The 23,741-nt window shown below is 43.4% G+C and carries 22 protein-coding genes; 7 read left to right on the top strand and 15 right to left on the bottom strand.

What is annotated here, in order from left to right; all coding sequences use genetic code 11:
- Window positions 1–10: 10 nt before the first annotated feature.
- Entirely contained in the window at window positions 11–724 is a 714-nt protein-coding gene (locus CKO50_RS21485; protein ID WP_095729823.1) for a 3-deoxy-D-manno-octulosonic acid kinase, read from the top strand.
- Here CKO50_RS21485 and hldE read toward each other — a convergent pair.
- The 3 genes from hldE to CKO50_RS21470 are packed head-to-tail and all read right to left on the bottom strand — an operon-like array spanning window position 721 to window position 4,248.
- Window positions 721–2,169: a bifunctional D-glycero-beta-D-manno-heptose-7-phosphate kinase/D-glycero-beta-D-manno-heptose 1-phosphate adenylyltransferase HldE gene (gene hldE / locus CKO50_RS21480; RefSeq protein ID WP_095729822.1), complete on the bottom strand. Its 1,449-nt coding sequence runs from the start codon at window positions 2,167–2,169 to the stop codon at window positions 721–723. The genes CKO50_RS21485 and hldE overlap by 4 nt on opposite strands.
- On the bottom strand, window positions 2,166–2,762 hold the full coding sequence (locus tag CKO50_RS21475) for an SIS domain-containing protein (RefSeq protein WP_039491395.1): 597 nt from the start codon (window positions 2,760–2,762) through the stop codon (window positions 2,166–2,168). The genes hldE and CKO50_RS21475 overlap by 4 nt, the downstream gene beginning before the upstream one ends.
- Window positions 2,763–2,802: 40 nt before the next feature.
- Window positions 2,803–4,248 carry a capsule assembly Wzi family protein gene (locus tag CKO50_RS21470; RefSeq protein WP_095729821.1) on the bottom strand — a complete coding sequence of 482 codons (1,446 nt, stop codon included), beginning with the start codon at window positions 4,246–4,248 and terminating at the stop codon, window positions 2,803–2,805.
- 146 nt (window positions 4,249–4,394) lie between these two features.
- Here CKO50_RS21470 and waaA point away from each other — a divergent pair, with 146 nt between their 5' ends.
- A complete protein-coding gene (waaA, locus tag CKO50_RS21465) occupies window positions 4,395–5,663 on the top strand; it encodes a lipid IV(A) 3-deoxy-D-manno-octulosonic acid transferase (RefSeq protein WP_095729820.1) in 1,269 nt (422 codons plus the stop codon).
- Between the two features lie 3 nt (window positions 5,664–5,666).
- Entirely contained in the window at window positions 5,667–6,209 is a 543-nt protein-coding gene (locus CKO50_RS21460) for a DUF1415 domain-containing protein (protein ID WP_095729819.1), read from the top strand.
- Window positions 6,210–6,275: 66 nt separating this feature from the next.
- Here the strand turns inward: CKO50_RS21460 and CKO50_RS21455 are convergent, their stop codons facing one another.
- The 4 genes from CKO50_RS21455 to purL form a co-directional block, all read right to left on the bottom strand.
- Window positions 6,276–6,596: a YdbL family protein gene (locus CKO50_RS21455; protein ID WP_010607614.1), complete on the bottom strand. Its 321-nt coding sequence runs from the start codon at window positions 6,594–6,596 to the stop codon at window positions 6,276–6,278.
- A 9-nt stretch (window positions 6,597–6,605) separates the two neighbouring features.
- Window positions 6,606–6,785, bottom strand: coding sequence for a YnbE family lipoprotein (locus CKO50_RS21450; RefSeq protein ID WP_010374602.1), 180 nt, complete (start codon window positions 6,783–6,785; stop codon window positions 6,606–6,608).
- 3 nt (window positions 6,786–6,788) lie between these two features.
- Window positions 6,789–9,341 (bottom strand): YdbH domain-containing protein, encoded by a 2,553-nt coding sequence (locus CKO50_RS21445; protein ID WP_095729818.1) that lies wholly within the window; start codon window positions 9,339–9,341, stop codon window positions 6,789–6,791.
- 104 nt (window positions 9,342–9,445) lie between these two features.
- Complete coding sequence (gene purL / locus CKO50_RS21440; protein ID WP_095729817.1) at window positions 9,446–13,330, bottom strand: phosphoribosylformylglycinamidine synthase; 3,885 nt, start codon at window positions 13,328–13,330, stop codon at window positions 9,446–9,448.
- A gap of 201 nt (window positions 13,331–13,531) precedes the next feature.
- On the opposite strand from purL, the gene mltF reads away from it, so the two are divergent.
- Together mltF and CKO50_RS21430 are read left to right on the top strand one after the other, a co-directional pair.
- Window positions 13,532–14,962: a membrane-bound lytic murein transglycosylase MltF gene (mltF, locus tag CKO50_RS21435; protein ID WP_095729816.1), complete on the top strand. Its 1,431-nt coding sequence runs from the start codon at window positions 13,532–13,534 to the stop codon at window positions 14,960–14,962.
- A gap of 128 nt (window positions 14,963–15,090) precedes the next feature.
- Window positions 15,091–15,273 carry a hypothetical protein gene (locus tag CKO50_RS21430; protein WP_010374594.1) on the top strand — a complete coding sequence of 61 codons (183 nt, stop codon included), beginning with the start codon at window positions 15,091–15,093 and terminating at the stop codon, window positions 15,271–15,273.
- Here CKO50_RS21430 and tadA read toward each other — a convergent pair.
- Complete coding sequence (tadA, locus tag CKO50_RS21425) at window positions 15,270–15,758, bottom strand: tRNA adenosine(34) deaminase TadA (protein WP_095729815.1); 489 nt, start codon at window positions 15,756–15,758, stop codon at window positions 15,270–15,272. The genes CKO50_RS21430 and tadA overlap by 4 nt on opposite strands.
- Before the next feature lie 259 nt (window positions 15,759–16,017).
- On the opposite strand from tadA, the gene CKO50_RS21420 reads away from it, so the two are divergent.
- Window positions 16,018–17,322, top strand: a complete 1,305-nt coding sequence (locus tag CKO50_RS21420) for an inosine/guanosine kinase (protein ID WP_095729814.1) — start codon at window positions 16,018–16,020, stop codon at window positions 17,320–17,322.
- Between the two features lie 90 nt (window positions 17,323–17,412).
- Here CKO50_RS21420 and glsB read toward each other — a convergent pair whose 3' ends face one another.
- The 7 genes from glsB to rplU all read right to left on the bottom strand — a co-directional run bounded on the left by glsB (window position 17,413) and on the right by rplU (window position 22,237).
- Window positions 17,413–18,330, bottom strand: a complete 918-nt coding sequence (gene glsB, locus CKO50_RS21415) for a glutaminase B (RefSeq protein WP_095729813.1) — start codon at window positions 18,328–18,330, stop codon at window positions 17,413–17,415.
- 86 nt (window positions 18,331–18,416) lie between these two features.
- Window positions 18,417–18,773, bottom strand: coding sequence for a ribosome-associated translation inhibitor RaiA (gene raiA, locus CKO50_RS21410; RefSeq protein WP_010374586.1), 357 nt, complete (start codon window positions 18,771–18,773; stop codon window positions 18,417–18,419).
- A gap of 230 nt (window positions 18,774–19,003) precedes the next feature.
- Window positions 19,004–19,375 carry a DUF3718 domain-containing protein gene (locus tag CKO50_RS21405; protein ID WP_095729812.1) on the bottom strand — a complete coding sequence of 124 codons (372 nt, stop codon included), beginning with the start codon at window positions 19,373–19,375 and terminating at the stop codon, window positions 19,004–19,006.
- 79 nt (window positions 19,376–19,454) lie between these two features.
- Complete coding sequence (folA, locus tag CKO50_RS21400) at window positions 19,455–19,946, bottom strand: type 3 dihydrofolate reductase (protein ID WP_176474727.1); 492 nt, start codon at window positions 19,944–19,946, stop codon at window positions 19,455–19,457.
- A 379-nt stretch (window positions 19,947–20,325) separates the two neighbouring features.
- Window positions 20,326–21,480 (bottom strand): Obg family GTPase CgtA, encoded by a 1,155-nt coding sequence (gene cgtA, locus CKO50_RS21395; RefSeq protein ID WP_095729810.1) that lies wholly within the window; start codon window positions 21,478–21,480, stop codon window positions 20,326–20,328.
- Between the two features lie 168 nt (window positions 21,481–21,648).
- Window positions 21,649–21,906 carry a 50S ribosomal protein L27 gene (gene rpmA, locus CKO50_RS21390; protein ID WP_010374578.1) on the bottom strand — a complete coding sequence of 86 codons (258 nt, stop codon included), beginning with the start codon at window positions 21,904–21,906 and terminating at the stop codon, window positions 21,649–21,651.
- A gap of 19 nt (window positions 21,907–21,925) precedes the next feature.
- The gene (gene rplU / locus CKO50_RS21385; protein ID WP_010374575.1) at window positions 21,926–22,237 is read right to left on the bottom strand and encodes a 50S ribosomal protein L21; all 312 of its coding nucleotides are present in this window, start codon (window positions 22,235–22,237) and stop codon (window positions 21,926–21,928) included.
- 417 nt (window positions 22,238–22,654) lie between these two features.
- Here rplU and ispB point away from each other — a divergent pair, with 417 nt between their 5' ends.
- Window positions 22,655–23,626: an octaprenyl diphosphate synthase gene (gene ispB, locus CKO50_RS21380; protein WP_095729809.1), complete on the top strand. Its 972-nt coding sequence runs from the start codon at window positions 22,655–22,657 to the stop codon at window positions 23,624–23,626.
- Window positions 23,627–23,741 lie beyond the last annotated feature (115 nt).

Here is a 23,741-nt window from a genome sequence, read left to right as displayed (position 1 = left end):
ATCCTATATTGTGCAAATCACCAAACAGCCACATAGCTATTTATTAACGCCTTCAACCCTAGATTATGATGTTTCAGAAGAAATGTTTGACCCTAAATATTGGCAGAAAAATAATGCGATTGTCGGCTCGAAAGAAGGCCGAGCAACGGCGTGGTTCGTGCAATTTAACCAAGGCATTGCGGTACTTAAGCACTATTATCGAGGTGGCTTAATCGGCAAGCTGTTGAGTGATCAATATATTTTTACCAAACTAGAAAATACTCGCGTATATCAAGAGTTTGCTTTGCTAGAGCAACTACAACTACAAGGTTTACCAGTCCCAACACCACTTGGCGCAAGAATATCGCTTCATTTTGGTATTTATCGTGCAGATATTTTGACCGAAGCGGTGCCTGATGCCACCAGTGTTTGCGAAATTTTGCAAGCAAGAACGCTTAGTACAAATGAACTGGAAAGTATCGGCCACACCATTGCTCAGTTTCATCAAGCCGGTGCCTATCATGATGATTTGAACATCAACAATATTTTGTTTGATGCCGACGGCAAAGTATTTCTAATTGATTTTGATAAGGGCAGAATCATGCAGCCAAACTCAAGTTGGCAGCACGCAAACATGGAACGTTTACAACGTTCATTTAAAAAAGAGGCCGGCAAATGGCCGACCTTTTATTTTGATGAAAATCAATGGCAAGTGTTAACAAAAGCCTACCACAGCGCACGTTAACTCTTTTGTAACTGTGCCTTTTTAATCACATTGGAAGTCGAGCAGCCATCCAAAAATGCTAACACCTCGACTTTTCCACCTTGATTAAGCACATGCTCTGCACCTGCAATATCTTCCACTTTATAGTCACCACCTTTGACCAAAATATCAGGGCTGACCATTTCTATCAACTTAGCTGGTGTATCATTTTCTTCAACACTGCCAAACGGGATAACCCAATCCACAGAAGCGAGTGCAGATAACACCATGGCCCGCTCTTTCAATGGATTGATTGGACGTTCAGGTCCTTTGAGACGCGAGATCGATTCATCATTATTTAACCCAACGACGAGTCTGTCGCCCATCGCTTTAGCTTGCGCTAAATAACGCACATGGCCTGCATGGAGAATATCAAAACAGCCATTGGTAAACACGATGGTTTCGCCATTTTGCTTGGCAAAAGTAATGTGCTTAAGCACTTCCTCAAACGGCGTTTGGTAGTGTTCGCCCGTTTCTCTAAGATATTGACCCAGTTTGCGACTCAACTCTTCCGGTGACACCGTTGCAGCACCTAACTTACTCACGGCAATGCCTGCGGCAATATTTGCAACTTCCACCGCGTCTTTAGCAGACATTCCTGCGCCTAACATCGTCGTCAGTGTGGCGATCACGGTATCGCCAGCTCCCGTAACATCACTTACTTCCTGTACTTGAGCTGGGAAATCAAACTTTTCAGTATTAGTTATCAAAGACATACCTTGCTCGGAGCGCGTCAGCAACATAGCGCCGATCCCTGACGTTTTCAGAAGTTCACGCGCACTAGAGGTGAGTGCCTCTTCGCTACTTGTATCTCCACCAGCGAGTTTAAATTCGTTTAAGTTAGGCGTGATAAAATCAGCACCTTGATAGAGGCTCAAGTCACTATTTTTAGGGTCAATAAGTACCGTTTTACCAGCAGCTTTAGCCACCGCAATCATGTCTGAAATAGCGCACAAAGCGCCTTTGTTGTAGTCGCTAAACAACACAAAGTCATACTTATCAACTTCTTGCTTCAAACGCTCAAGCAATAATTGACTGTGAGATAACTGAAAAGGTTCTTCTAAATCGAGTCTAACCACTTGCTGATGACGGCTGATCACACGCATTTTTGCGATAGTCGGCAGCTCAACGACGTTAACTAGGCTAGATTCAATATTTTCTTTGGTAAGAATAGCCTCAAGCGTTTTACCATTGTCATCTTCGCCGATAAGCCCAAGCAAACCCACTTTACCATCTAGATGAGCGATGTTTTTGGCAACGTTCGCCGCACCACCGGCTTTCTCCTCCAATGCGCTGACTTTAACCACAGGTACTGGAGCCTCAGGAGAAATACGCCCGGTATCTCCATGCCAGTATCTATCCAACATCACATCGCCAACCACCAATACCTTGGCTTGATTTAGTTGCTGAAGCGCCGCTAACTTCATGCCTTTTGCTCCGCCGCAACGAGCATATCGACCGCTTCACATAGCCAGTGACCAATAAACATATGCGCTTCTTGAATACGTGCAGTCTCGTCGTTTGCGATAATAATCGGTAATTTAGCAATGTCCTTCACTTTGCCACCAGTTCTACCAGTCAGTGCAACGGTAAATGCGCCAATTTCATTTGCGGCTTGAAGTGCCAAGTTGATATTAGGGCTCGTGCCTGATGTGGTTAAACCAATCACCATATCTTCCGGTTTACAAAGTGCCTGAACTTGACGTTCAAATACTGAGTCAAAGTGATAGTCATTGCTGTGCGCGGTCAAAATTGAGGTGTCGGTAGTTAGTGCAATAGAGGCCAAAGGACCACGCTCTAATTTGTAACGTACCACAAATTCCGCAGCGAGATGCTGAGCATCTGCCGCGCTACCACCATTACCAAACCAAATGACCTTACCACCGGCTGCTAATGTGCTTTGGCATGCTTCAAGTAGCTCGACACATTCTTGGTGATAGTTTGCCATTGTTTCAAAAACATCAACATGGCGCTGTAAGCTTGCAAAGTAGCTTTGTGCTACTTGTTCATTCAATGACATATTTGTTCCTAAACTATACTATGCTTGTCCCGCGTAATACTTACCAGTATACATGGACTGATAACCAAGTGTAATTCTCACCGAAGACATCTTTACCCAAGGTTAATTTAGTTTCGACTTGCTTGCTATAAGCTTCACCAATATGCGCCAGTTCAAACTCGTAGCCACGTTCGTACTCTGCGCCAAGCTCACCAAGTTCATTCAAATAATTACTTTCATTATCGATAACTGAAAGCTTAGCTCTCCATAATGAACGATAATCTGATTGGTAAGTACCTTCTAAAACGTGAATTTGCGTCGGTGCTCCATCATCGAACTGGCGATGGTTTGCAGCAAAATGCCCAACGCCAAATCCGTCGATCGTATTTCCATAAGTATCGTAAATTTCGTTTACATACCATAAGCTTTCCATATCAGTAAACTCATAGCGTAATGAAGTCGTTGAAGTCAATTGAGGGAGAAAAACACCAACATTCACAACCGTATTACCAAACAAATAGTTCTTATGATTATTGCTATCCTCGCCACCGTATTCTAAATACCATTGTGCTTGAGTGCCGTAATTTGTGGTAAAGCTGGTCGTGATAGTTGCCCATTGATCGCCCAGTTCATCATCTTGAGTGAGATCACCTATCTTATTATCGTTTCCAACAGGGTCAAAATATGCCTTAACAAAGTCCTTAAAATCTACTTTTCTAGGTCCGCCTCCGAATTGCATGACTCTGTTTAGACCGATCTTCCATCCAGCTAATGGCTCTATACTAAAGTGACTACCTGCTATTTTAGGTGTTCCATCGTGAAGCGTGCCTTGAAAACGAATCCCGTCATGAACTTTCTCAAGTTCAGAATAAAACAGCTCAAAATCGAAGTTCCACCAATTTCGAATAGGCACAACTAAACCCAAAGAAGCTGATAATGAAGGTCTAGCGTTATTAGAATATACTTGAGCCGAATGCTTAAATGGTGAAAACCAATGTTCTTTATATCCTAAATTAAGCTGCAAGTTACCGTAGGACATGCCATAAAACGTATTGTATGGAACAAGTTTGTTTGCATCTACTCGATACTCAGCACCAATTTGTAAAATGCTTGATTCACTTCCACGCCAAACACCACCGAGCCCCAATTCAGCATACTCACCGCTGTAATTACCTCTGTCGTTGGCGATTTGCTTTTCTTCACCGCTATCAACACGTACTGTTATCGACCTTTGCGTCAACGCATCATCCTGCAAATAAGGTGCAATTCCCTGACTAATACTCTGCTGTAATGTGGCGTCAATATGCCTAAGCTTCATCAAATGCATCTTGATTTCACTGATACGGTAAGGCTTTGCCATGGGCGTACCAACGGTCAACGCAAACATTTTATCGATTTGATATTCCAACAGCGGATCTTGTCCAATGGGTAAATAGGCTGTGGGACTCGCAAAAGCAAGATTCGAAGCCAATAAACTACAGCAAGCTAGCACTCGAGCTAAATTCATCTTTGTCATTCCATTACTATTAATGCGTTAGATACTATCAAACCAGAAGCCCCTAGGCATCTGTTGAACTGTGTAAAATTGTGTTGTTCATTCAATTTCGCCTTGGAACAAGGTAAAATACTGATTTTTGAGCTTAAGCGACTCCTATGGCGCGCCGACTATATTCCTTACTGTTGCTAGTATTAGCACCTATTTTATTGAGTTATCTGTATTTTATTCGAGGTAGGAAAAACCCTGACTATCGAACTCACTTTACAGAGCGCTTCGGCTTTAACCTAAACCAGCTGCCGCCACATGCGATTGTGATCCATTGCGCCTCCGTTGGGGAAGTACTTGCAGCCACACCTCTCATAAAATCAGTACTGAAAGAACAAACTGTGGCTCCAATCATTGTCACTTGTAACACCCCAACAGGTAGAGAAGAGATAACAAAAGCTTTTCACAGCAATGTTCAAGTACATGTCTGTTATTTACCTATAGATTTTGCTTTTGCGGTCAGAAAATTTTTCAATACCTTGAAGCCCAAACTCCTTATTGTGATGGAAACTGAGCTGTGGCCTAATCTTTTTCATTACGCCAAACAAAACCAATGTAAAACCTTGGTAGTCAATGCCAGACTCTCTGAAAAGTCATACCAAGGTTATAAAAAGCACGCTTGGTTAACGAAAGGCTTAATGAGCAACATAGATCTGCTCGCAGCCCATAATGAAGAAGACGGCGAGCGTTTTATCAAGCTTGGGCTCGTTCAATCTAAGCTTCACATTACCGGCTCAATCAAGTTTGATATCTCAGTCACTGAAGAAGAAATTGCTAAGGCAAGACAGTTTCAAGCAAATTACCCCGAGCGGTTAATTTGGCTTGCGGGATCTACGCATCCTAAGGAACATGAGCAAATCATTGCTGCACATCAGCGAGTATTAAAGCAGGTAACTAATGCGTTACTCATTATAGCGCCTCGCCATCCCGAGCAGTTTCAAGCGGTTGCTGACTACCTCAGTGAGCAAGAGATCGCTTCTACCAGAAAGAGCAGCGACAACATAAACACAGAAGCCTCGGTCTTGTTAGCGGATACTTTAGGGGAATTAAAGTGGTTATTTGGCGGTGCCGATATCGCCTATATTGGCGGTAGCTTGATTGAGCGCGGCGGTCATAACCCACTAGAAGCCGCGGCTCATGGTGTACCAATTTTAACCGGCCCACATACCTATAATTTTGCGCATATATATCCTCAACTTATCGCGCAACAAGGGGCCATCGTAGTCGATGATAAGGACAAGCTTGCCGCTCAAATTATTACGCTATTTAAAGATAAATCGCTTCGAACGCAAATCGGTGCTAATGCTCAATCGGTACTAGCTGAAAATACCGGAGCTATTGCTAATACCATGAAACTAATCAATAAGAGCTTGGAATAATTCATGAATACAGTCACCTCTACAATGCAAAACTGGGTTAGCCAAGTCATTGTGAAATACAACTTTTGTCCATTTGCTCGACAGGAAGTTGAAAGTAACAGTATCCATTATTTCGTGTCTCAAGCAATAAGCCACGACGATGCCGTGATGGATATGTTAGAGCAGTGCTCAGAGTTAAACCATGAGCCAGAGCGAGAAACTACATTAGTTATATTTGATAAGGGTTTTAGCAATTTTGACGACTTTTTGGATCTCGTCGACCTAGCAAACGCTTTATTAGTAGCGCAAGGGTTTGAAGGCACCTATCAAATTGCCACCTTTCACCCCGATTATGTTTTCGCTGATAGCGATGAGCATGACGCAGCAAACTATACTAACCGCGCGCCCTACCCAACACTCCACTTGATCCGCGAAGAAAGTATGGCCCAAGCATTAGAAGACTATGAGGATCCTGAACAGATCCCAGAAAATAACATCCGCCTCGCAAGACGTAAAGGGGAAGCGTTTTGGCAGCATTTACTGCAGCAATGCCACAAGGTTAAATAACCTAAGCTTCGGTTAAATAGTCAAAAGGCTGGTTTAGCCAGCCTTTTCTTGTAAGGTTTTGAATTACTACTTTTTCACCCAGCTGCCATTGACTTGAATATAATGACCTGATTGCGTTTTGTTATACGCTTTTTTAGCCGCTAAAGCCTCTACTTGCTCAAGCGTGATACCGTTCTTTTTCGCTAATTGCTGGTATTTCTGTTTGCGCTTTTCATTCACTTCATCAACTAGCTGCTGTACGCCTTGGCCATTTTTTACCACACCAAGATAGCCTGATGTAGTCTCACCAACCAACCCCTGTGATTTAGCATCGTCAATAGAAATTGCGAATGCGGCGAAGCTCATACTGAGTCCAATAATTAGGGTAGAGATTGCTTTAAGCTTCATAAATCCTCCTTAGAATAGCTCGCTGTCTTCGCTGAATAAGTTGTCGAGTTCTTTATCCACCTTCACGCGGATCTCATGATCTACTTTTACATTTAAGTTGATCGTAATGGGCTCTTTGGTTTCTACTTGCACCTTATGAGTACAAGCACTCAATACCAATAAAGCTGATATCACTAGCATCCATTTCATTCACTAACGCTCCTCTTTATTTAACGCATTTTCCACTTCGCGCGTGATCTCGTCGCTCAAGCGTAGGGCTCGTAATAAGGTAAACACATTTTCTGAATGTGTATAGTTAAAGTTTACTGGTTGTTGTTGGAGTTTGTTAATTCCTGTAATTTTAACATCTAAGTCCAACCAGCCGTCCTCACTTAAATTTACGCCACTACTCAATTGCTCAATGGTCAACTCGTCAAGTACACCAATCACCGTTTGTAAGCTAGGTTGCTGCGCTTTTAGCGCATTAATTGATGCATTGTTTTCAACCTTTAATAGCCCTTCACCAACATTATGGATCTGACCAGAATCAATACGCACCCCAGATGAAGATACTTGTACTGGTAACTTGCCTGAGATCAGCCCTCTGAGCTCAACGCCTGCATCATGCCCAGAGGCGGCAATAAGATCCAAACTCAGTTTATCTAACGACACCTGAACGACCTGCGGCGTTGGGACCAAACTAACTTCATCAATCCCCACGTTACCGGCAAAAACCTGTGCGTTAATATCTTTTAGTTTTGCCACGCCAGCTTCGCTGAGCAGTTGGCCTGTTATTGCTTGAACGATAACACCAGCTCTCAACTCTTCAACATTCAGTGTGGTTGGCTTGAGTTGAATATTAGCTGAACTTAGTAGACCAAAGACATCAATCGCTGCATTTTGAATAAGCCGCTCATTAAATAACGCAGAGCCGTTTTGAATGCCTCCATATAAGGTAAATATACGCGTGGATAAATCCCCTTCGAGTACTGCATAGAAGTTACCATGGGTAAGGTTTAAGTTCGGTAAAAGCGCGTCAATATATGGCTGAAGTTGAGTGAGTTGCTGTGTGGGCACATGTAATTGTGCTGGATGTTTTAAGCTTGAATATTGATGCTCAAGCAACGCCTTTACACCATCAATATTAATCACATGTGACGCCATCAATCCGCGGCTTTGCTGCCCTTTGCTGTCAATGCTCACGTTTTTCAAACTGAGTTCGGCTAAGTTAACTTCTGCTACCCTGGTATTGCCCGACAAGGTTGAAAAGATTTCTCCGGTCGCGACTGAGCCTTGCCAGTGCAGTGTCTGCGCTAACTCATTCAGTTTGTAATTCTGTTGTTGTATCTGTGCACTGGTTAAGTTGAGGTTGATATCAAAATCGTGTGTAGGCTCAAGCACGACTCGCCCGCTCAACGCACTCTGTTTTGCTGTTACATTCTCAACACTCAGGTTTTGCAGTGTTGAATCAAGTGTTATCGCAAAACTCATTCCTTCAGGTAAGACTCTGTGTAGTAGATGTCCACTTTTGAGTTTTGGCACATCTAGCTGCGCGTGTAAATCAAACGTCAGAGATGGATTATCAATCACTAAACCTGATGTCGACAGCTGGGTTGAGAATATGGCCGGCTTAGCCTCAACTGTAATTAGCTCGGTTGGGTTACCCGATATTTTGAAGCGACTATTGAATTCTAGGTTCTCGGCAATAACATCTGACAGTGTAAGCTTTTGAAGGTCACTTGTGATTTCCCCGCTCATATTAACAAAATTTGGCCGCGCGCTAAGCGCTCCCGCCAGTGTATGCGCGCCCCACTTTTCATCGGAAAATTCAAGGCGAATATCACCCTTGACGAAAGGCTCAGTTAAGTCGACTGCCAACTCGTTAACTTCAAGCTGTAGCGGTTTATCTTTACCTGTCACTTCAAGTAAATCTGTCGCGATTGAATCGGCAGAAATGGTAATTTCACTCGGTAAACGAAGCTGCCAAGTGGTCGGTAACAGTTTACTATATTCAGAAGTAAGACAATTAAGCGTTGATTTCGCTGAAATCGGCTCGGCAACTGCTACCTTCCCCTGCTGCATGGCTAAATCATACCGCCCTGACACAGCGCCTATATACGCAACGGTACTTTTACACTCAGCCTGTTCAAGCGCTACTAAAGTTTCAAGTTCCAGCTTTGCGTCCATAGCCAGGCCATCGAATTCAAGTTGGCTAGTTCCTGAAAGGGCTTGGATCTGAGGAGGTAACAAAGCGCTGAGGTACTCGCCACTTAGATCAATATTTGCAGCAATACGCTCTGGCTGCAACGTAACTTTTGCAGCGATGTCACCAGCTATTACAAATTGATTCAGCTCGGACTCCGAAATCGACACAACTAATGGCTTTGGTAATGGCTCGCCAGATATAGACAGCTTGGCAACATGCATTTTGGGTCTGGTGATGTCGAGTGGCAATGCAAGGCGCTGTGGCTGAGTTGCATCTGAATTTTTGGACGGAAGAAGTTGCATGTTCGCTTTTTCAATATTGACTTGTTGGATGCTGAGTTGCGCATCATAAAGCTCGGCATTAAACGCATCTGTCTGCACACATGCTTTTGTAATATGGATACGATTGAAGCCCGACAAGCGCCAGTCAAGACAACTGACCTGAAGTTCATTAACTGGTATAAAATGTTTAATGGCCCAGAGCGACAAAGGAACTTTGGCAAGGTAAACACCCACTAAAACACTGAGTATCAACGCTAAGCTCCAAAGCCATTTTTTCATTCGTATTCCTAAAATCTGATTGGTATTTCCCTTTCAGTGTACCCGATAGATAATTATCGAGCCATGAATAAAAAAGGTCACCGAAGTGACCTTTTTCATATATGTTAGCCTACTAGCTTACGCGCATTGCGGAACATACGCATCCAAGGGCTGTCTTCTTGCCACTCATCTGGGTGCCAAGAGTTTGCAACTGCTCTGAATACACGCTCAGGGTGCGGCATCATTACAGTTGCACGACCGTCTGTTGACGTCATGCCTGTAATACCAGCAGGAGAGCCATTCGGGTTAGCTGGATACTGAGTGGTTGGATCACCGTAGTTATCAACAAACTTCACAGCAACTGAACCTGAATTCAGTGCAGTTTGTACCGCCGCTTCGCTTGCAAACTCAGCATGACCTTCACCATGTGATACCGCGATTGGCATGCGAGAGCCAGCCATACCATCAAAGAAGATTGACGGGCTTTGCTGTACTTCAACTAAGCTGAAACGCGCTTCAAAACGCTCTGACTTGTTCGTAACAAAACGTGGCCAGTTTTCCGTGCCAGGGATCAGCTCTTTTAATGTAGAAAGCATCTGACAACCATTACAAACACCTAAGCTGAAAGTATCTTGGCGTTGGAAGAAGCCTTGGAATTGCTCACGTGCTGAGTCATGGAATAGAATTGATTTAGCCCAGCCTTCACCAGCACCTAAAACGTCACCGTATGAGAAGCCACCACATGCCACTAGGCCTTTGAATTGCTCTAGCGTTAAGCGACCTTCAAGGATATCGCTCATGTGTACGTCGATTGCCGCAAAGCCAGCACGGTTAAATGCTGCTGCCATTTCGATATGTGAGTTAACGCCTTGTTCACGCAAGATGGCAACTTGAGGCTTTACCCCTTTTGCAATGTAAGGCGCTGCGATATCTTCGTTTAGATCAAAGCTTAGTTTAACGTTAAGGCCCGGATCTTTGTCATCGAACTTAGCGTCAAACTCTTGCTTTGCGCAATCTGGATTATCACGTAGTGCTTGCATCTGGTAAGTTGTTTCAGCCCAGATAGTGCGAAGCTCAGTGCGAGTATTTTCAAGTACCGCCTGACCGCCACGAGTAAAGATAACCTTGTCTTCACCGTTTAGCGTACCGATGCGATGCGCAATATTAGCAATACCGTGCTCGGCAAATACCGCTTCAACCGCAGCGATATCATCATTGCGAACTTGCAATACTGCGCCAAGCTCTTCATTGAATAACACTTCTAAGTCTGTACCTTGCAGCGCATCTAACTCGATGCTCACACCTGTGTGGCCTGCAAACGCCATTTCCGCGGCAGTGGTGAATAGACCACCGTCAGAGCGGTCGTGGTAAGCGATAAGCTTGCCAGATTCAACTAATACTTGTACCGCATTGTAGAAGCTTTTTAATAGCTCAGGGCTGTCAACATCAGGTGTTTTGTCGCCAAGTTGCTTGTACACTTGCGCTAAGCTTGACGCGCCAAGACGGTTTTGACCAGCACCTAAGTCAAGTAAGAATAGGCTGGTTTCACCCTTATCTGTACGAAGCTCAGGCGTGACTGTTTTGCGAATATCTTCAACACGACCAAATGCAGTGATGATAAGTGATAATGGCGCAGTCACTGACTTTTCTTCGCCATTCTCATCCCACTTTGTCTTCATCGACATTGAGTCTTTACCAACTGGGATTGTAAGACCTAATGCAGGACATAGCTCTTCACCAACCGCTTTAACCGCTTCATAAAGACCCGCATCTTCGCCTGGGTGACCTGCAGCCGCCATCCAGTTTGCAGAAAGCTTAATGTTGTTGAGGCTACCGATATTAGCACCAGCGATATTGGTTAACGCCTCTGCCACCGCTAGACGAGCCGATGCTCCATAGTTAAGTAGTGCCGCAGGGGTGCGCTCACCCATCGACATCGCTTCACCGTGGTAAGTATCGTAAGTTGCCGCAGTTACCGCGCAGTTAGCGACTGGTACCTGCCAAGGGCCAACCATTTGGTCACGTGCAACTAGACCCGTTACGGTTCTGTCACCAATCGTGATAAGGAATGTTTTCTCAGCAATCGTTGGTAGGCGAAGTAAACGCTTAGCCGCATCTTCAAGTTCAATACCTGCAGTATTTAATGCTGTACCCACTACACGCTTTGACTCAACGTCACGATGCATTTTAGGTGGCTTGCCAAGTAATACGTCTAGTGGCAGGTCCACAGGATTATTATCAAAGTGGCTATCAGCTACGGTTAGATGACGCTCTTCCGTCGCTTCACCAATTACCGCATATTGTGCGCGCTCACGCTTACAAATTGCTTCAAAGCGAGCAAAGTCTTCAGCTGCAACCGCCAATACATAACGCTCTTGCGACTCGTTACACCAGATTTCGTGTGGTGCCATGCCTGGTTCATCGTTCGGGATGTTACGTAGCTGGAACTTACCACCACGGCCGCCATCGTCAACAAGCTCAGGAAATGCATTTGATAAACCACCCGCGCCCACATCGTGAATAAACGCAATTGGGTTATCATCACCAAGCTGCCAACATTTGTCGATCACTTCCTGACAACGACGTTCCATCTCTGGATTTTCACGCTGAACAGAAGCAAAGTCTAAATCTTCGTTTGATTGGCCAGATGCCATTGATGAAGCAGCCCCGCCGCCAAGACCAATATTCATTGCAGGACCGCCAAGTGCGATTAGCTTAGCACCTACAGGGATTGAGCCTTTTTGCACGTGATCTTCACGGATGTTACCTAAACCACCAGCGATCATGATTGGCTTGTGGTAACCACGTACTTCAGCGCCATTATGGCTTTCTACTTTTTCTTCGTAAGTACGGAAGTAACCCAATAGGTTTGGACGACCAAATTCGTTGTTAAATGCAGCGCCACCTAGTGGGCCATCAAGCATGATGTCTAATGCATTAACGATACGCCCTGGTTTACCAAAGTTAGTTTCCCAAGGTTGCTCAAAACCCGGAATACGAAGGTTAGAAACCGTGAAGCCAACTAAACCCGCTTTTGGTTTAGAACCTCGACCGGTTGCACCTTCATCGCGGATCTCACCACCTGAACCTGTTGATGCGCCAGAAAATGGCGCAATCGCCGTTGGGTGGTTGTGCGTTTCCACTTTCATCAGAATGTGGATATCTTCCTCGTGGTAAGCGTATTCGCCATCAGTATTTGGGAAGAAACGACCCGCTTTAGAGCCGGTCATTACCGCGGCGTTATCTTTATACGCCGACAATACGTTGTCGCTATTGGTTTCATAGGTGTTTTTAATCATTTTAAACAGCGACTTAGGCTGTTCTACACCATCGATAGTCCAATCAGCATTGAAAATTTTGTGACGACAGTGCTCAGAGTTTGCTTGAGCGAACATGAACAGTTCGATGTCATTAGGGTTACGGCCAAGCTTTTCAAAGCTTTCTACCAAGTAGTCGATTTCGTCATCGGCAAGTGCAAAGCCCTGCTCAACGTTCGCAACCGCAAGTGCTTCACGGCCGCCGCCAAGAATATCCACTGAAGACATTGGGCGAGGCGTTTCCGTGCGGAATAATTTAGCTGCATCATCAAGCTCTGCATGAACTGATTCGGTCATGCGGTCATGAAGTAACTGTGCAACTTCTTCGAACTGAGCTTGTGTTAGTTCACCCTCAACATAATAAGCAATACCACGCTCAACACGGTGTACTTGCGTAAGGCCACAGTTGTTTGCAATATCTGTCGCTTTAGAAGCCCAAGGAGAGATAGTTCCGATCCTTGGTGTTACCAAGATCAGTTTGCCCTCTGGCGTGTGCTCCGTAATAGTCGGTCCATACTTTAACAGGCTGTTTAGCTTAGTTAACTCAGCCTCTGAAAGCTCAGCCGTTAAATCAGCAAAATGCATGAACTCGGCATAAACATTGGAAACTGGTAATTGAGCTGCAGCGCAGGTTTTAAGGATCTTTTGGACTTTGAAATCTGAAAGTGCAGGTGCACCACGTAGGATTAACATAGGTATTTTCATCCGGGGTTAAGGATTGAACGATATCTTTGGGCGCTCATTATAGTGGAAATAGCGCGCGGAATTAACACTAATTTGTCAAAACTAGAAAATATCATGCAAATCTATCATTACCTTAAGTTAATTCGGCTTTTGCAATTATGATTTTGCTGCGGTAAGTTGGGATTTCGAGCGCAAAAGAGAGACTAGGTCATGTTTAAATACATCTTTATGTGCTTTGTTGTCATCTGTTTAGTTGGGTGCGACAAAGCCCCACTTAATCAGTTGCAACATGTAAAACAAAATAAGGTATTACGTGTTGGTACACTCGCAGGCCCAGGAAACTATTACCAAGGCACCACTGGAGAACAAGGGTTTGAGTATGAACTGGCGAGTGAATTTGCCAATAAGCTTGGTGTTGAATTACACATCGTTCCTTACTTTAACTTAGATGAGTTATTTGCAAGGCTAGATGCCGGAGACCTAGATATCGTCGCCTCCGCGGTGAGCTTTCACCCATCAAGAACAGCGCAATATCGTTTTGGCCCAACGTATAGAATGATCAGTCAAAAGCTCGTGTACAAACAAGGGAGAGAGTGGCCGAGAGACTTTGATGATATTAAAGCGCCAATTACCGTACTTGCACACAGCAATCATGTAATTGCCCTCGAAGAAGCAAAAACAAGCCATCCTCATTTGAGTTGGGAGGTTGTCTCAGATAAAGGTGAGGAAGAGCTGCTTCAGGCCATCATTGATGGAGAGATTGACTACACCATTACAGACTCACATTCACTGGCCCTATTTAGACGCTACCACCCAACCGTCAGTATTGCGTTTTCAGTTACTAAAGATGAACATGTGGCGTGGATGATGCGTAATGAAAAAGACGATTCGTTATATGCGTTGCTACCTGCATTTTTCGCTCGAGTACAACAAAACAACTTTTTGAGCACGCTCGAAGAGAAGTATTTTGGTCATATCGAAGAGTTTAATTATGTAAACACCTTAGCCTTTGTCGAAGCTGTACATAGTACCTTACCAACTTATCTCGAATGGTTTAAAAGTTACTCGAAACAGCACAATATCGATTGGCGTCTACTTGCAGCAGTCAGCTATCAAGAATCGATGTGGGATCCCAAAGCTAAGTCTCCCACAGGGGTTCGTGGTATCATGATGCTAACACAACCTACCGCTAAAAGAGTTGGCGTGACAAACCGCCTTAATGCACAGCAAAATATTGAAGGTGGTGCCAAATATCTACGTATTTTATTTGACCGTATGCCTGAAGAAATACAGCAGCCCGATACTACTTGGCTTGCCCTCGCTTCTTACAATGTAGGCTGGGGACATGTACGAGATGCACGTAACATTACTGCGGTTCAAGGAGGCGATCCGAATAACTGGGCAGACGTTAAAAAACGACTACCACTACTTACTAAAAAGCGCTACTATCGAAATACAAGATATGGATATGCTCGTGGTGATGTCGCGGTAACGTATGTAGATAATATTCGCCGCTATTATGATGCACTTGTGTGGTTGGAAGACAACGGTGCACTCCTACCTGACAGCAGTAAAGCCTCTTCGCAAACGACTCCGGTTGATAATCTAGACAAAGCCAGTGAAGTCGAGAAGCAACAATAATTAATATTTACTAAACTGGCTTGATAAATGCTTCAAAAGGTCATAAATCTGTCATAGGCATAGCGTATTTATACTAAATTAATATTTGGGGCTTTACCCCCAGCTAATCTCTCACATTCGGAGGTTCTATGTTGAGAAGACGTCGGAATCATCAATTTAAACGTAACACCAAGTACACATCACCAAATCGTCGCCGTGTAATGATGAAAAATGCACACCGTAAAATGCTCTTGCGCCATCGTATTTTTGCGCTAATTCAAATGGAAGAGCAAAGGGATGCGAAAACAGCCACTGCGGTAGTACAACCCTAAGTACTACCGTTTTTCAACTTTTTTGCTGCTTTAATCTCTTGGCGTCTGCGCTTAAAAAATGCAGACAGCTTTTCGCCACATACCTCACTCAGTACACCCGATGTAACTTCTAGTTGGTGGTTAAGCTTTTCATGTTGTAGCAGGTTCATTATCGAGCCAGCCGCGCCCGTTTTTGCGTCAGAGGCACCAAACACCACCCGACTCAAGCGGCTATGGACCAGCAACCCAGCACACATAGGACATGGTTCAAGCGTCACATATAAAGTGCAATCAATCAGCCGATAATNCCCTGCCTCTCTAATAGCCATCATTTCAGCGTGAGCCGAAGGATCATGGCAGGTAATTGAACGGTTCCAACCCGCAGCTATCATTTCACCATTTTTCACTACAACAGCGCCGACAGGAATTTCGTTTTCGGCTTCAGCTTTGTCAGCAAATGCTAACGCCACTTTCATCCAATATTGATCATCTTTTACTTCTGACATGGTAATTTTATTGTCGTCCTCATCTAAAATGGAGTATATCACCTCCAGCAGAACTCAGGCTAAGCTGCTATTCTTAAATAATCACAGTCACTAATTCAGCTGTTTTTATAAACAAACTCAGGATGTTACCAACATCTTTTTAATATTTTGCGGACATTATTGATAATTTTCGCAATTTTGCCGTGGCTCACAGGGTTGGATTTACGCTATAATTCTCCGCTTTTTTTATTTCGTAAGCTCAAAAACACACGGGTAGAATATGAAATTTCCGGGACGCCGTAGGCATAAACACTATTTTCCGGTGGAAGATAAAGATCCGCTTATTAACCAGTTACACGCTGATGATCGGCTAAAAAGGAGCTATATCTGTGGTATAGATCAAATCGTCGTTGATATCGAAGCAAAAGTGGATCAAGCTTTTCTTGATGAATTCCACTTACAGCGTGGTATGTCACAAGTGATAGACAATGATGTCACCAACGCCCTTTATGATAGGCTAAAACGTGATGACATGATCGACTATGAATTTGCCGGCGGTACCATAGGTAACACCATGCACAACTATTCAGTGCTAGCAGATGACCGCTCAGTACTGCTTGGGGTGATGAGTGAAAACATAAAGATTGGCAGCTACGCCTATAAATTTTTATGTAACACCTCAAGCCGAGTTGATCTGGACTACTTGCAGCCAGTTGATGGTCCAATAGGTCGTTGCTTTACACTTATCGATGACAGTGGTGAGCGAACTTTTGCTATCAGCGCAGGATTAATGAATCACCTACGTCCTGAGTCTATTTGCCAAACGCTTATCGAAGAATCATCGGCGTTAGTGATCAGCGCTTACTTGATGCGTACGAGTGGCGACGAAACCATGACACAAGCAACGATGCAGGCAGTTGAGTATGCCAATAATGCTGGCATACCCGTAGTATTGACGCTTGGCACTAAGTTCTTAATTGAACAAGACCCCAGATGGTGGGCTGACTTCGTTGCTAAACATGTTGATATCCTTGCGATGAACGAAGAAGAAGGTGAGGCGATCACAGGCTTTAGCGATCCACTTCTCGCCGCGGATAAAGCGTTAGATTGGGTTGACATGGTCATTTGTACTGCGGGCCCTAAAGGGCTGTTTATGGCGGGTTATGTTGATGACAGCTGCAAGCGTGTGACTGAATACCCATTACTTCCCGGTGCTATTCCTGAATTTAATCGCTACGAATTCTCACGCGCAATGAAAAAAGCCCAATGTGAGCAGCCGATCAGAGCATACAGCCATACCGCCCCTTACATGGGTGGACCGGATATTATCAAGAATACTAATGGTGCCGGTGATTGCGCCCTTGCCGCTGTTCTACATGATATTTGCGCCAATGAATACCATAAGCTGAATGTACCAAACTCAGCAAAACATGAGCAAAGTGCAATTACCTATTCATCTCTGGCACAGATAAGCAAGTATGCAAACCGTGCAAGCTACGAGGTACTCGTTCAACACTCTCCAAGGCTATCTCGAGGCCTACCTGAGCGTGAAGACTCACTAGAGCAGTCATACTGGGAGCAATAACGGTTCTTAGACTGTTTGGGATTGGTAAAAATAGCGACGACAGTCGCTATTTTTATGCTCTATAGCTTGGCTAGTGTATATAACTTGGCATCAAAAAATAGCAGTACCAAGTTCGTTGGATAGGTATTCTAATGCCGCGATCCCAGCCAAAGAGTTACCAACTTTATCAAGTCCAGGTGACCACACCGAAATCGTAAAACGATTAGGCACGATAGCGATTATTGCCCCCCCGACACCCGACTTGCCAGGCATCCCTACTCGATAACCAAAGTCACCTGCAGCATCGTAAAGACCACTTGTAAATAACAGCGAGTTCATTTGCTTGGTTTGTTTTTTGGTAAGTATCCGCTGTTTTGATAAGTTGCAGTAACCCTGACTAGACAGATAGGAAAATGACTTCGCCAACTCAGTGGTATTCACTTCAATTGCACAAAAATTGAAATATGACCACAACACATCCTCGACTTCATTATTAAAGTTGCCAAATGACTTCATCAAATAAGCCATCGCTGCATTTCTATACCTGTGATCATACTCAGACTGCGCCACAATCTTATTAATACACAGCTTATCGTTACCTGACATCACTCTATAGCTTTCTAGCATGGTATGAATTGGAGCGGATAAACGAGAGTAAAGCGCATCACAAGTTACAATAGCACCTGCATTTATAAAGGGGTTTCTTGGAATACCATTTTCGAACTCAAGCTGGGTTAAGGAGTTAAAAGCAGTACCCGAAGGCTCTTTCCCTACTCGACTCCAAAGCTCGTCGCCATAGCGCTGCAGCGCTAATGTCAATGTCATTACTTTGGATACTGATTGAATTGTAAATCTGGCTTCAGTATCTCCGGCACTATAGGTTTCGCCATCTACCGTATGCAGAGAAACAGAAAATTGTTCTAATGGTTGCTCAGCTAAAGCGGGAATATAGTTAGCAACTTTGCCTTGGCGTAACAACGGTTGAACTCGCTGCGCAGCCTGTTCTAAAATTTCTTGGTAATCTGGCATATGCTCGTAATTAGGACTAGCTAGGATGATTGGGAAAGTGTATCAAAAAAGGCCCCGTAGGGCCTGATGTTTATCTGAAACTAAGGTTATTTCAGTTCCATTTCTTGAATAATCTCGTGCGCAATAGGTGGCGTTGTACTCACCGGCTTTTGATGTTTATTGGCTTTTAACTGACCTTTTCGATGCTTCAAAGCTGCATCTAGCTTTTTAGACGCTTTAGCAATAGCAGGATACATCACTTCGTCTTCACCTTTTACCGATATTCGGCTACCTGCGTAGTTTGTACTTATCTCCGTGTAAAATTGTTTGTGTTCTTTGCTGACGATGATGTCTAGGGATAACAACGACGGAAAATGGTTAGCGATCTTGGCAAACTTTTCATGAACGTGGTTTTTAACAGCATCGGTTACATCTACGTGATGGCCAGATAAATTAATCTTCATATGCAATCCTTCTTTTGCGTTTACCCTTAACAATAGTATTGGCACGATTGCTCGATTTCTCAAGAGCCTTAGCAGAAATTTATTACAAAAATTGGAAGGAAACTGATTCTAATCAAAAAATAGATTGGGAGAATTAGTGAGGTCTTTGAACTCAAGTGTATGTTTATTAGAAAGTTCAGACATAAAAAAAGCCCTAGTAAGGGCTCTTTCATATTGCGTAAACTTTAAAATTAAAGGCCTGCACGCTCTTTGATGACAGCAATCAATGTTGAACCACCGTGGTTTGATTCAGCCCATGCTAAATCTTTACCATCTTCTAACGCGCTCTTTGGAATACTTTTTATAATGTACTCACCCGAATCAACTGCGTTGCTAGCAATTGCATGTCTAAGTAAGTTGTTACCGTTGCACTGGATTGCATCGTAAACATTACGCATTTTAAGGCGTGATGTTTTCAAAGCGTTACGAATGCGATTTTTATCGTCCGCAGCGATATATTCACATATAGAAAGCGCCAACTGATCGTTTGCACTTACTGGTTTGCTGAAAGAAAAAGCTGCAACAGCGATAGAAGCTGACAGTAGCACGGTAGTTAATTTCATTACACAGACCCTTTAATACTTTATTCGTAGAATATAACTGGCTATATTTTAGCAACCTAAACAATTGTTAGCAAGAAACTCATAGTTTTTTGTTCAGAGTTACGAATTTATAACTATGATTATTTCTTTCATCAGGTTCGTTACACTCAGTTTCAAGCACTTCCCATTCAGCAACTTGCTCGTAGTTAGGAAATTGAGTATCCCCTTCAACTTCTAAATCTATGAAGGTCAAATAGAGTCGCTGAGCATAAGGTAAGAATATGTCATAAATATGACCACCACCAATTATCATAATTTCATCACAACCCCTAACGGCACTAAGTGCGGCTTCAGGTGAAGCGAGGACTTCAATACCTTCTTGAGTATAGCCAAGATTTCTGGATATCACTATGTTTCTACGGCCAGGAAGAGGTCTACCAATAGACTCAAATGTTTTTCGGCCCATAATCACAGGTTTACCTAGTGTGACCTTTTTGAAATGTTGAAGATCTGCAGGCAAGTGCCACGGCATATCATTATCTTTTCCGATAACACGGTTATTTGCCATCGCAGCTATCATTGAAATTACCACAACGCACCTTTATAGTATTTTAGTATTAGTTTATACACACAATTAGCATGCAAGATGTTTGATTAGCCTGAACTCGGGATAAGAAGTAAGTTAATCCACTAAAATCACTAAGCTCAAAAGCGTAGTATCACTCTAGCCAGAAGTTATTTCTTAATACAAGGCAAATTTGTGCGTCAATAGCTGGCCTATTGCAAACAAATTTAACGCAGTAGTAAGGGATAACAGCTGCTAGAGAACAAGTTGTTATCCCGAGTTCAGGTTGATTAGTATATCATCTTCAACAGAATTGCGGCGAGAATACTGAGTTGAAGTAATATACTGTTCAAATAGGCATAAAAAAGGCCCATATATGGGCCTCTTAGAATAAATTCAATGTAATTTAACGCTCGTAAATAACTTCAACATCGTAGTCCTCGTCATCCCAATCATCCCAGTCATCATCATCGCTCTTATCATTTTTAGTTGCATGTCTGTGGTATGTGTCCCACTTAAATTCAACTTCTTGCTGCTCTTCTTCGAATTTATCTTTTGGCATGCTTTCAAGAAGGTTCATGATATCAAAGCATAAAGGCTGCGTATTTAACTTGTTTGCAGCAGAGATCATATAAAAGTTTTCTGCGTCTAACTCTTCAGCAATACGGGCGCATACTTCTTCTCTTTCTTCTTCAAGCAATAAATCCACTTTATTTAGCACTAGCCAACGAGGCTTTTCCGCTAATTTAGGGCTGTATTGATGCAGTTCGTTAATAATAGCGAAGCCATTCTCAACGGGATCACTACCGTCAACCGGCATCACATCAATAATGTGTAATAACACTCGACAGCGCTCTAAGTGCTTCAAGAAGCGAATGCCAAGACCAGCACCATCCGCAGCACCCTCGATTAGACCAGGGATATCAGCAATTACAAATGACTTGCTCGCTTCAGGTCTCACAACACCTAAGTTAGGCACTAGCGTGGTAAATGGATAGTCTGCAACCTTTGGCTTAGCAGCAGATACACTGCGGATAAACGTAGATTTACCAGCATTTGGCAGCCCTAATAAGCCGACGTCTGCAAGCAGCATTAATTCTAAGCGAAGGTTGCGAACTTCACCTTGGGTACCCAGCGTTTTCTGTCTTGGTGCACGATTAGTACTTGACTTAAAACGCGTATTACCAAGACCGTGATACCCACCTTTTGCTACGATCAGCTTTTGTCCGTTTTTGGTCAAATCACCTAAACACTCTTCAGTATCGACATCTGTAACTCTTGTACCAACTGGTACCTTAAGTACTAAGTCCTGACCTTTTTTACCAGTACAATTACGGCCTTGACCGTTGGTACCACGTTCAGCCCTGTGAAAGCGTTCAAACTGATAGTCGATAAGCGTATTTAAATTTTCATCAGCCTGCAGGAATACACTACCGCCATCGCCACCATCACCACCGTCTGGGCCACCATCTGGCACAAACTTTTCGCGGCGGAATGAAACGACACCACTGCCCCCATCTCCGGCTTCCGCTCTGATCTCTACTTCATCGACAAACTTCATGGTTTAAACTCTTTAACTCTGTCTGAATTCACTACACCATTATAGCAGCAGCGACAAATCGCTCCTAATATCAATTGTATTAATACGTCTTGATATAGCTAATTTGGTAATTGATGTGCTGAAAACAAAAAACCCCGCCTAAGCGGGGTTTTTAGTATTTAATACCGATTACTCAGCAACGATGCTAACGTATTTACGGTTTAAAGGACCTTTCTGCTCAAAAACAACTTTACCGTCTGCTTTTGCGAAGATTGTGTGGTCTTTACCGATACCTGCGTTAGAACCAGCGTGGAACTTAGTACCACGTTGACGAACGATGATGCTACCCGCTAGAACTGATTCGCCACCAAAACGTTTAACACCTAAGCGTTTACTTTCTGAATCGCGACCGTTACGAGTACTACCAGCTGCCTTCTTATGTGCCATCTTTCTGTACCTCTAAAAATTAAGCGCTAATGCCAGTGATTTTAACTTCAGTGAACCACTGACGGTGGCCCATCTGCTTACGAGAATGCTTACGACGTCTAAATTTAACAATCTTAATCTTCTCGCCACGACCGTGAGATACAACTTCAGCTGTAATTTTACCACCGTTAACAAACGGTGCACCGATCTCGATCTTTTCACCATCAGCAATTAGAAGTACTGAATCAAATTCAACTGCTGCACCAGTTTCAACGTTTAGCTTTTCTAAACGAATTGTTTGACCTTCAGTCACACGGTGCTGTTTACCACCACTTTGGAAAACCGCGTACATAATTAACTCCGTCTGTGCGCCCTCAAATCGACGCAACTTAATATTCTTCAATAGGGCGCGAAGTTTACGCTAATGCGTATCTTGGCGCAAGAGCAAATTTGAAGAAAGTGAATAAAATTTAGCTCGTATGAGGGCAATCAAATATTTTCCCCTATTCTAGTCAAAAAAATGTCAAAGCCAAGCTCTTTTTTCTCCCAATTCATCAGACAAAAGGCGAATCTATGGTTTACCTAATACAGTACCAAACGAGATTTCACTGTACCTGTTTCATCCATTACGCGACCATTAAAAGCACAAAAAGTAAGCATAAAAACGTTTTTTTATAAGCAACTACGACAATTTATCGAGTCGATGATTTTTTTGTAGTACAATCGCCGAGTTTATTCATTTTCGGTTAATAGATTGGCTCGGAGCGCAATGGATATAAAAACTATCCAAAATTTGGTTGAGCAAGATATGCTTAACGTCAACCAACTTATACATCAACAAATGCAATCTGATGTTGCACTTGTAAAACAGCTAGGTTTATACATTGTAAATAGCGGAGGAAAACGCATCCGCCCAATGTTATCCCTTTTGGCCGCGCGAGCATTAGGTTACGAAGGTGATAAACATATCACGCTAGCGACAATTGTAGAGTTTATTCACACTGCAACCTTACTCCACGATGACGTGGTTGATGAGTCATTACTGCGCCGTGGAGAACCAACCGCAAATGCTGAATTTGGAAATGCGGCAAGCGTATTGGTTGGTGATTTTATCTACACTCGTTCTTTCCAGTTGATGGTTGGCCTTGGTAATATGGAAGTCATGCAGATCCTAGCGGATGCAACCAATATTATCGCTGAGGGCGAAGTGTTACAGCTAATGAACTGTAATGACCCAAATACAACTGAAAAGAGTTATATGCAGGTTATCTACAGCAAAACGGCAAAGCTATTTGAAGCTGCAACTTTACTACCCGCTATAGTGTTAGAACAATCAGACGAAACTAAAACTGCGCTTAAGCTTTACGGTATGCATTTAGGCACAGCCTTCCAGCTTGTAGACGATATTCTTGACTACAGTGCTAACGCAGAACTACTTGGCAAGAATATTGGCGATGATCTCGCCGAGGGTAAACCTACGCTTCCGCTTATTTATGCAATGCAGCATGCAAATGCTCAGCAAACAGCTCAGATCAGAACAGCAATAGAAAGTGGTAATGGACTTGATTATCTTGAAGATATTTTAGCAACACTAGCCGAGACCAAAGCACTTGACTTCACGATGGCTAAAGCTCAAGAAGAAGCCCAAAAAGCGATTGCACAATTGAGCGTTTTACCTGACTCAGAGCATAAAGAAGCACTTATAGGACTTGCTAAACTTTCTGTGGATAGAGAGTATTGATCGTCCCCTCGCGAGTTTATGAGCTATAAAAAGGTCGCTGATGCGTAATGCCAGTCAGTTAAGCTGACTGGCATTTCTTTTTTTATGTGGGTACTTTGATGGCTTAGGCTTTATC

Origin of the sequence: Pseudoalteromonas sp. HM-SA03, from assembly GCF_002289345.1 — a bacterium.
GTDB lineage: Bacteria > Pseudomonadota > Gammaproteobacteria > Enterobacterales > Alteromonadaceae > Pseudoalteromonas.
This window is presented reverse-complemented; position numbering and strand designations above follow the sequence as displayed.

Bases quoted from the DNA above. Each gene is read 5' to 3' on its own strand.
- CKO50_RS21450 (WP_010374602.1), bottom strand. From the start codon at position 6,785: ATGAAATGGATGCTAGTGATATCAGCTTTATTGGTATTGAGTGCTTGT.
- CKO50_RS21420 (WP_095729814.1), top strand. From the start codon at position 16,018: ATGAAATTTCCGGGACGCCGTAGGCATAAACACTATTTTCCGGTGGAA.
- CKO50_RS21460 (WP_095729819.1), top strand. From the start codon at position 5,667: ATGAATACAGTCACCTCTACAATGCAAAACTGGGTTAGCCAAGTCATT.
- rplU (WP_010374575.1), bottom strand. From the start codon at position 22,237: ATGTACGCGGTTTTCCAAAGTGGTGGTAAACAGCACCGTGTGACTGAA.
- CKO50_RS21470 (WP_095729821.1), bottom strand. From the start codon at position 4,248: ATGAATTTAGCTCGAGTGCTAGCTTGCTGTAGTTTATTGGCTTCGAAT.
- CKO50_RS21455 (WP_010607614.1), bottom strand. From the start codon at position 6,596: ATGAAGCTTAAAGCAATCTCTACCCTAATTATTGGACTCAGTATGAGC.
- CKO50_RS21475 (WP_039491395.1), bottom strand. From the start codon at position 2,762: ATGTCATTGAATGAACAAGTAGCACAAAGCTACTTTGCAAGCTTACAG.
- waaA (WP_095729820.1), top strand. From the start codon at position 4,395: ATGGCGCGCCGACTATATTCCTTACTGTTGCTAGTATTAGCACCTATT.
- purL (WP_095729817.1), bottom strand. From the start codon at position 13,330: ATGTTAATCCTACGTGGTGCACCTGCACTTTCAGATTTCAAAGTCCAA.
- raiA (WP_010374586.1), bottom strand. From the start codon at position 18,773: ATGAAGATTAATTTATCTGGCCATCACGTAGATGTAACCGATGCTGTT.
- cgtA (WP_095729810.1), bottom strand. From the start codon at position 21,480: ATGAAGTTTGTCGATGAAGTAGAGATCAGAGCGGAAGCCGGAGATGGG.
- CKO50_RS21405 (WP_095729812.1), bottom strand. From the start codon at position 19,375: ATGAAATTAACTACCGTGCTACTGTCAGCTTCTATCGCTGTTGCAGCT.
- rpmA (WP_010374578.1), bottom strand. From the start codon at position 21,906: ATGGCACATAAGAAGGCAGCTGGTAGTACTCGTAACGGTCGCGATTCA.
- glsB (WP_095729813.1), bottom strand. From the start codon at position 18,330: ATGCCAGATTACCAAGAAATTTTAGAACAGGCTGCGCAGCGAGTTCAA.
- ispB (WP_095729809.1), top strand. From the start codon at position 22,655: ATGGATATAAAAACTATCCAAAATTTGGTTGAGCAAGATATGCTTAAC.
- hldE (WP_095729822.1), bottom strand. From the start codon at position 2,169: ATGAAGTTAGCGGCGCTTCAGCAACTAAATCAAGCCAAGGTATTGGTG.
- mltF (WP_095729816.1), top strand. From the start codon at position 13,532: ATGTTTAAATACATCTTTATGTGCTTTGTTGTCATCTGTTTAGTTGGG.
- CKO50_RS21445 (WP_095729818.1), bottom strand. From the start codon at position 9,341: ATGAAAAAATGGCTTTGGAGCTTAGCGTTGATACTCAGTGTTTTAGTG.
- CKO50_RS21430 (WP_010374594.1), top strand. From the start codon at position 15,091: ATGTTGAGAAGACGTCGGAATCATCAATTTAAACGTAACACCAAGTAC.